The 8,463-nt window shown below is 60.3% G+C and carries 8 protein-coding genes; 6 read left to right on the top strand and 2 right to left on the bottom strand.

Annotation, left to right across the window (positions count from 1 at the left end):
• Positions 1-247: 247 nt before the first annotated feature.
• The 6 genes from rbsD to rbsR all read left to right on the top strand — a co-directional run bounded on the left by rbsD (position 248) and on the right by rbsR (position 6,061).
• Positions 248-667: a D-ribose pyranase gene (gene rbsD / locus ACJ8OK_RS24135; protein ID WP_060558002.1), complete on the top strand. Its 420-nt coding sequence runs from the start codon at positions 248-250 to the stop codon at positions 665-667.
• Between the two features lie 7 nt (positions 668-674).
• Complete coding sequence (gene rbsA / locus ACJ8OK_RS24130; RefSeq protein ID WP_004933767.1) at positions 675-2,180, top strand: ribose ABC transporter ATP-binding protein RbsA; 1,506 nt, start codon at positions 675-677, stop codon at positions 2,178-2,180.
• Between the two features lie 6 nt (positions 2,181-2,186).
• Positions 2,187-3,155, top strand: coding sequence for a ribose ABC transporter permease (rbsC, locus tag ACJ8OK_RS24125; RefSeq protein WP_442531157.1), 969 nt, complete (start codon positions 2,187-2,189; stop codon positions 3,153-3,155).
• A gap of 24 nt (positions 3,156-3,179) precedes the next feature.
• On the top strand, positions 3,180-4,067 hold the full coding sequence (rbsB, locus tag ACJ8OK_RS24120; protein WP_033633514.1) for a ribose ABC transporter substrate-binding protein RbsB: 888 nt from the start codon (positions 3,180-3,182) through the stop codon (positions 4,065-4,067).
• Between the two features lie 61 nt (positions 4,068-4,128).
• Complete coding sequence (gene rbsK / locus ACJ8OK_RS24115) at positions 4,129-5,055, top strand: ribokinase (RefSeq protein ID WP_085337620.1); 927 nt, start codon at positions 4,129-4,131, stop codon at positions 5,053-5,055.
• Between the two features lie 4 nt (positions 5,056-5,059).
• Complete coding sequence (gene rbsR, locus ACJ8OK_RS24110) at positions 5,060-6,061, top strand: ribose operon transcriptional repressor RbsR (RefSeq protein ID WP_033631375.1); 1,002 nt, start codon at positions 5,060-5,062, stop codon at positions 6,059-6,061.
• Here rbsR and mdtD read toward each other — a convergent pair.
• Both mdtD and ACJ8OK_RS24100 read right to left on the bottom strand, forming a co-directional pair.
• Positions 6,058-7,473 carry a multidrug transporter subunit MdtD gene (gene mdtD, locus ACJ8OK_RS24105; protein ID WP_015379462.1) on the bottom strand — a complete coding sequence of 472 codons (1,416 nt, stop codon included), beginning with the start codon at positions 7,471-7,473 and terminating at the stop codon, positions 6,058-6,060. The two genes, rbsR and mdtD, sit on opposite strands and share 4 nt — an antisense overlap.
• Positions 7,474-7,540: 67 nt before the next feature.
• Positions 7,541-8,230, bottom strand: coding sequence for a FadR/GntR family transcriptional regulator (locus tag ACJ8OK_RS24100; protein ID WP_004933751.1), 690 nt, complete (start codon positions 8,228-8,230; stop codon positions 7,541-7,543).
• Between the last annotated feature and the right edge of the window lie 233 nt (positions 8,231-8,463).

The following is an 8,463-nucleotide window of genomic DNA, read 5'->3' as shown; positions in this document are numbered from 1 at the left end:
GGATAAGGAGGACCAAGAGATCGAACAGCAGATGGAGCTGTTGCAGGATTAACTCGAAAATGGCCCCCTTTTAGGGGGCGTCGTGTAAAGCCACCTCCTCAGGAGGTGGTCTTTTACTTGCGCTTTCTCCGTGCGCGAACGAAACGTTTCGATAGCGATCACACTTCTGCATTGTCCCGGTTGCCTTCCCCTGCCGTTTTTTTAAACTCCCCCGGATAGCGAAACGTTTCGCTAGCGGAGTGAGAAGATGAAAAAAGGCGTATTACTGAATTCCGACGTGTCTGCCGTGATTGCCCGGCTGGGGCATACCGACCAGCTCACCCTGTGCGATGCGGGCCTGCCGATACCGGCGGCGACGCAGCGCATCGATCTGGCGCTGACGCAGGGCGTGCCGACCTTCATGCAGGTGTTCGCGGCGGTCACGCAAGAGATGCAGGTAGAAAGCGCCATCCTGGCGGAAGAGATCGTGAAACAGAATCCGTCGCTCCACGAGGCTCTGTTGGCTGAACTGACCGCACTGGGCCAACGCCAGGGCAATACCATCAGCGTGCGCTATATCAGCCATCAGGCGTTTAAAGCGCAAACCGGACACAGCCGGGCGGTGATCCGCAGCGGAGAGTGTTCGCCTTACGCGAACGTGATCCTGTGCGCCGGCGTAACTTTCTGAGGCGTTTATGCAACCTTTACTGCAACTGAAAGGGATTGATAAAGCCTTTCCCGGCGTGAAGGCGCTTTCCGGCGCCGCCCTCAGCGTTTATCCCGGCAAGGTGATGGCGCTGGTGGGGGAAAATGGCGCCGGGAAGTCCACCATGATGAAAGTGCTGACCGGCATCTACCAGAAAGACGCCGGCAGCCAGTATTTTCTCGGTAAAGAGGTGGCGTTCAACGGGCCCAAGGATTCGCAGGAAGCGGGCATCGGCATTATCCATCAGGAGCTGAACCTGATCCCGCAGCTGACAATTGCGGAAAACATCTTCCTCGGCCGCGAGTTCGTCAACCGTTTCGGCCGCATTGACTGGAAGCGCATGTACGCCGAGGCCGATCGCTTGTTGGCGCGGCTCAATCTCCGCTACAGCAGCCACCGGCTGGTGGGTGAGCTGTCGATCGGCGATCAGCAGATGGTGGAGATCGCCAAGGTGCTGAGCTTCGAATCGAAAGTGATCATCATGGACGAACCGACCGATGCGCTGACCGACACCGAAACCGCCTCGCTGTTCAAGGTGATCAATGAGCTGAAGGCCGAAGGGCGCGGCATCGTCTATATCTCGCACCGTCTGAAAGAGATCTTTGAAATCTGCGACGACGTGACCGTGTTTCGCGACGGGCAGTTTATCGCCGAGCGGCCGGTGAGCGAGCTGCAGGAGGATTCGCTGATTGAGATGATGGTCGGCCGCAAGCTGGAAGAACAATATCCGCGTCTGGATTTGCCGCGTGGTGAAAAGCGGCTGGAAGTCAGTCATCTTTCAGGCCCCGGCGTTGAAGACGTCAGCTTTACGCTGTACCGCGGCGAGATCCTTGGCGTGGCCGGGCTGATGGGCGCCGGGCGCACCGAATTGATGAAGATCCTGTACGGCGCCGCGCCGCGCAAGGCCGGCACCGTCAGCCTGGACGGCCGCGAGGTGGTCGCCCATTCGCCGCAGGATGGATTGGCGAACGGCATCGTCTATATCTCGGAAGACCGCAAGCGTGACGGCCTGGTGTTGGGCATGTCGGTGAAGGAAAACATGTCGCTGACCGCGCTGCGCTACTTTAGCCGCGCCGACGGCAGCCTGAAACAGGCCGACGAGCGGCAGGCGGTGGGGGATTTCATCCGGCTGTTCAATATCAAAACGCCGTCGATGGAGCAGCCTATCGGCCTGCTTTCCGGCGGCAATCAGCAAAAAGTGGCGATCGCCCGCGGCCTGATGACCCGGCCGAAGGTGCTGATCCTCGATGAGCCGACGCGCGGCGTCGATGTCGGCGCCAAAAAAGAGATCTATCAGTTAATCAACCAGTTCAAACAGGAAGGGCTGAGCATCATTCTGGTGTCTTCGGAAATGCCGGAGGTGATGGGCATGAGCGATCGCATTCTGGTGATGCATGAAGGGCATCTCAGCGGCGAGTTCCCGATTGAACAGGCCACCCAGGAAGCGTTGATGGCGGCAGCCGTCGGCAAGCAATACGGCGTAAAGCAGGAGTAATCAGATATGAGTTCCCAGACTATCGCAGCTAAGCGCTGGTTCAGTAAAGAGTGGCTGTTAGAGCAGAAGTCGTTGATTGCGCTGCTGGTGCTGATCGCCGTGGTCTCTTCCATGAGCCCGAACTTCTTCACCCTGAACAACCTGTTCAATATTCTGCAGCAGACTTCGGTGAACGCCATCATGGCGGTGGGGATGACGCTGGTGATCCTCACGTCCGGCATCGATCTGTCGGTGGGATCGCTGCTGGCGCTGACTGGCGCGGTGGCGGCGTCGATCGTCGGCTTTGAGGTCAACGCGCTGGTGGCGGTGGCGGCGGCCTTGGCGCTGGGCGCCGCGGTTGGCGCCTGCACCGGGGTGATCGTCGCCAAAGGCAAAGTGCAGGCCTTTATCGCCACGCTGGTGATGATGCTGCTGTTGCGCGGCGTCACCATGGTGTACACCAACGGCAGCCCGATCAACACCGGTTTTACCGACGTGGCCGACACCTTCGGCTGGTTCGGCATCGGCCGTCCGCTGGGCGTGCCTACGCCGATCTGGATCATGGCGATCGTGTTCATCGTCGCCTGGTATATGCTGCACCATACGCGCCTGGGCCGCTATATTTATGCCCTGGGCGGCAACGAGGCGGCGACCCGTCTGTCCGGCATCAGCGTCGATAAAGTGAAGATTATCGTCTACTCGCTGTGCGGCCTGCTGGCGGCGCTGGCGGGGGTGATCGAAGTGGCGCGCCTGTCGTCGGCACAGCCGACTGCCGGCACCGGCTATGAGCTGGACGCCATCGCCGCCGTGGTGCTGGGCGGCACCAGCCTGGCCGGCGGCAAGGGGCGCATCGTCGGCACGCTGATCGGGGCGCTGATCCTCGGCTTCCTGAACAACGGCCTGAATTTATTGGGTGTTTCTTCCTACTACCAAATGATCGTGAAGGCAGTGGTGATACTGCTGGCGGTTCTGGTAGATAACAAAAGCAACAAGTAACCTCCCCCTACAGGAATCACGATGATGAAAATGAAAAAACTGGCAACCTTAGCCTCCGCCATCGCGCTGAGCGCCACCCTGAGCGCCAATGCCATGGCCAAAGAGACCATCGCGCTGGTGGTGTCCACTCTCAACAACCCGTTCTTCGTCTCGATGAAGGACGGAGCGCAGCAAGAGGCCAATAAGCTGGGCTACAACCTGGTGGTGCTGGACTCCCAGAACAACCCGGCGAAAGAGCTGGCCAACGTGCAGGATCTGATGGTGCGGGCGCCTAAGCTGCTGCTGATCAACCCGACCGACTCCGATGCGGTCGGTAACGCCATCAAGATGGCCAACCAGGCTAAGATCCCGGTCATCACGCTGGACCGCGTGGCGAGCAAGGGCGACGTGGTGAGCCACATTGCCTCGGACAACCGCGTGGGCGGTAAAATGGCCGGTGACTTCATCGCCAAAAAAGCAGGTGCCGATGCCAAAGTGATTCAGCTGGAAGGCATCGCCGGCACTTCCGCCGCGCGTGAACGCGGCGAAGGCTTCAAACAGTCGCTGGATCAGAATAAATTCAAACTGCTGGCCAGCCAGCCGGCCGATTTCGATCGCACCAAGGGCCTGAACGTGATGCAGAACCTGCTGACTGCGCATCCGGATGTGCAGGCGGTGTTCGCCCAAAACGATGAAATGGCGTTGGGCGCGCTGCGCGCGTTGCAAACCGCCGGTAAAACCGACGTGATCGTGGTAGGCTTCGACGGCACCGCCGACGGCGTGAAAGCGGTCGAAGGCGGCAAGCTGGCGGCGACCGTGGCGCAGCGTCCCGATCAGATCGGCGTGATCGGCGTGGAAACCGCCGATAAGGTGCTGAAAGGCGAAAAAGTGCCGACGACCATTCCGGTCGATTTGAAACTGGTCACTCAGTAAGTCATACCAGCGCCATCGGGACGGGGCGTTTACGATGGCGCGCAATTCAGGAATCAATGCGATGGAAACAGGTAAGCTGGTGGTTCTGGGCAGCATCAATGCCGACCATATCCTCAATATTGAACAATTCCCTCACCCGGGCGAAACGGTGATCGGGAAACAGTATAAGGTGGCGTTTGGCGGCAAAGGCGCGAATCAGGCGGTGGCGGCCGGGCGCAGCGGGGCGGAGATCGCCTTTATCGCCTGCGTAGGCGCCGACGATATCGGCGAGCGTATCCGCCGGCAGCTGGCGAGCGATCGCATTGATACTCAACCGATTGAAGCCATCGCCGACAGCACCACCGGCGTGGCGCTGATCTTCGTCAACGCCGAGGGCGAGAACGTGATCGGCATCGATGCCGGCGCCAACGCCGCGGTGACGCCGGATTACCTAGCGCGCTACCAACAAAAAGTGATCGACGCCGATGCCCTGCTGATGCAGCTGGAGTCGCCGCTGGAGACGGTGATCGCCGCCGCCCGCCTGGCGAAGCAACATCAAACGCAGGTGATCCTCAACCCGGCCCCGGCGCGCGAGCTGCCGGACGAGCTGCTGGGCATGATCGATATGATCACCCCGAATGAAACCGAAGCGCAGCGCCTGACCGGCATCGCCGTGGACAACGACGCCGATGCGGCGCGGGCGGCGCAGGCGCTGCACGACAAAGGCATCGCGACGGTGATCATCACCCTCGGTAGCCGCGGCGTGTGGCTGAGCGAAAACGGCAACGGCAAACTGGTGCCTGGCTTCAAGGTGCAAGCGGTGGACACCATCGCCGCCGGCGATACCTTTAACGGTGCGCTGGTGACCGCCCTGTTGGAAGGCAACAGCATGGCCGACGCGGTGCGTTTCGCCCATGCGGCGGCGGCGATCGCCGTAACCCGCCCCGGCGCGCAGCCTTCGGTGCCGTGGCGCGAAGAGATCGACGCCTTCTTGCAGCAGCAGGGGTGATCCTTTGGCCACCATGAAAGATGTCGCTCGCCTGGCGGGCGTTTCAACCTCGACTGTTTCGCATGTGGTCAACAACAACCGCTTTGTCAGCGACAGCGTGCGCGACAAGGTCATGGCGGCCGTGGAACAGTTGAACTATGCGCCTTCCGCGCTGGCGCGCAGCCTGAAGCTTAATCAAACCCGCACCATCGGCATGCTGGTGACCGCCAGCAACAACCCGTTTTATGCCGAAGTGGTGCGCGGCGTGGAGCGCAGCTGCTATGAACGTGGCTACAGTCTGATCCTGTGCAATACCGAAGAAGACGCCGCGCGCATGAACCGCAGCATGGAGACACTGCTGCAAAAGCGCGTCGACGGTTTGCTGTTGATGTGCACCGAAAACCACCGGCCATCGCAAGATGCCCTGAGCCGCTACCCGTCATTGCCGATCGTGATGATGGACTGGGCGCCGTTCGAGGGTGCCAACGATATTATTCAGGATAACTCGCTGCTGGGCGGCGAGATGGCGACCGATCATCTGATCGCCCGCGGCTACCGCAAGATCGCCTGCATCGCCGGCCCGCAGGATAAAACCACCGCCCGTCACCGGCTGGAAGGCTATCGCAACGCGATGCGTCGCGCCGGATTACCGGTTCCGACAGGGTATGAAGTGCATTGCGACTTTGAGTTTGAGGGCGGCGTGAGCGCCATGCGCCAACTGCTGGCGCTGGAAGAGCCGCCGCATGCGGTGTTCGCCGGCAACGACGCGGTGGCGGTAGGCGTTTATCAGGCGCTGTATCAGGCCGGGCTTTCCGTGCCGCAGGATATGGCGGTGATGGGGTACGATGATATTGAGCTGGCGCGTTATCTGGCGCCGCCGCTGAGCACCATTCATCAACCGAAGGATTCGCTGGGCGAGCTGGCGATCGATGCGCTGATCAACCGCCTGCAAAACCCGGAGCGCGCTCCCCAGGTGCTGGTGCTGACGCCCGAGCTGGTGGAACGCGCTTCGGTGGGCCGCCGTTAGCTGGCCGCCTTCGCTTCTTTCTTGCTTTCCTGGCCGCTGATCAAATTGCGGCCATCTTTCCTTCTCAGCAACATAAACACCAGCGCCGACGCCACGGTGACGATCCCCATGGTGATAAAGGTGTAATGGAAGTGGTCGATCATGGTGCCTAACGACAGGGATTCGTAAAAACGCAGCACCGCCGCGCTGATCGCCACGCCGAAGCTGATGGACAGCTGTTGGGTGACCGCCAGGACGCTGTTGCCGGCGCTGGCGTTGGCGTCGTTCAAATCCGCCAGGCTGATGGTGTTCATGGCGGTGAACTGGGTGGACATCGCCATGCCCAGCACGAACAGCGGCAGGATCATCAGCCACAGCGGCATGCCCGGGCTTTGCAGGGCAAACTGGGCGATCAGCACCCCGATGATAACGGTGATGCCGACCAGCGTTTTGCGGTAGCCAAACCAGCGCAGCACCTGAGTGACGGTGGATTTCGCCATCAGTGAGCCGATGGCGGTTGGCGCCATCATGCAACCGGCGACGATCGCCGTGTAGCCGAAGCCCACCTGCAGCATGAGCGGCATTAAAAACGGCACGCAGCCGGTGCCCAACCTGGAAGCGACGTTGCCGGCGATGCCGACCGAGAAGGTGCGGGTTTTGAACAGGTCGAGACCGATCAGCGGCTGAGGATGACGGCGGGCGTGCGCGATGTAGCCGAACAGCATCACGAAACCGCTGAGCAGAATACCCAACGAAACGTAGCTGGCCAGCACCCGCTCGCCAAACAGCTCCAGCCCGGTAGAGATCAGCACCAGACTCAGGCCGAACAGCATAAAACCGAGGAAATCGAAGCGGCGTTTGGGCGTGGTGAAGTCCGGCATGTATTTGCGTGCATAGAAGATGCCGAGCAGACCGATAGGGATATTGATCAGGAAAATCCAGTGCCAGGTGGCGTAGGTTACCAGCCAGCCGCCCAGTAGCGGCCCGAGAATCGGCCCGACCAGGCCGGGCATGGTGACGAAGTTCAGCACCGGCAGCAGTTCGCTGCGCGGGTAGGCGCGCAGCAGCGCCAATCGCGCGACCGGCATCATCATCGCGCCGCCGATGCCCTGCAGCACGCGAGAGGCGACCAGCACGCTCAACGTAGGAGACAAGGCGCACAGCAGCGAACCGAGGGTGAATAACGTGACGGCGAAGATGAACACGCGCCGGGTGCCGAAGCGATCCGCCAGCCAGCCGCTGACCGGGATCAGCATCGCCACCGTCAGCGTGTAGCTGATGACGGCCGATTGCATCGCCAGCGGCGAACGCCCCAGGCTTTGGGCGATCGCCGGCAGCGCGGTGTTGAGGATAGTGGCGTCCAGCGCCTGCATAAAGAACGCCATTGCGGCGATCCACGGTAGTCCTGCCATACTGCGCGCGGATTGGGTCATGGTCGGTCCTGGTTAAATGGTCGTCTGTCCCTCGTCTCTTTCTTCTATATATAAGCGGGGAGCGTGTCTAGTCTTTCTCTTTCAGCAGCACCTGGCAGGCGACAAGCGCGCCGGCGCTGTCTCCGGCGAGTATCGCATCGACGATAGCCTGATGATGGCGCAGCTTGATCACTTCATTGCCGGTGATGGCGCGGAAGTAGCTTTGGTACACCGAACTGAACAGGTTGGCGAACGAGGTCAGGAACGGGTTGCCGCTGGCCTCGTAGATAAGCTGGTGGAATTGGGTATCGACCTGGATCCAACGCTCGCGATCAAACTGGGTATGCAGCGCGCGCATTTCCGCCATCAGCCCCGCCAGCAACTTGGTTTGCTGCGGGCTGGCGTGGTTTGCCGCCAACGCGCAGGCCTGCGGCTCCAGCGAGGTGCGCAAGATAAGGAAGTGTTGCATCACCTGATCGAAGTTTTCCCGCGTCATCCACCAGGTCAGTAAATCTTGATCGAGGAAATTCCATTGGCTTTGCGGCATCACGCGGGTGCCAATGCGCGGGCGCGGCAACAACATGCCTTTGGCGGCTAACATCTTTACCGCTTCGCGCACCGCGGTGCGGCTGACGCCGAATTGCTCGCCCAGTTCCATTTCACCAGGCAGGATGCTGCCGGCCTGATAATCGCCTGCCAGAATTTGTTGGCCGAGTTTTTCTGCAAGCAGATAAGAAAGATTGCGTTGGGCGGCCTGTTGTTGTGCATTTAACGGCATGGCTGCGGGTCCTTACTGACATCGTTATTTCTATTTTACTCCAGTGATCGCCAGCTTTTATGGCTGTTTGCCTGAAAAAGTGACATTAATTCGCCGCTTTTTTGCCCTTTTGTTGAAAAAACCCGCGCTTGAAAAGTTTTTTGCAATTAGGGGTTGCGGCCTGCCGAGAACTCCCTATAATGCGCCTCCACTGACCGGGAACAACGACTGACAAGCCGCCGGGTCAGCGAGAA

The sequence above is a fragment of the Serratia sp. CY71090 genome (genome assembly GCF_052166845.1).
Lineage (GTDB): Bacteria > Pseudomonadota > Gammaproteobacteria > Enterobacterales > Enterobacteriaceae > Serratia > Serratia nematodiphila.
This window is presented reverse-complemented; position numbering and strand designations above follow the sequence as displayed.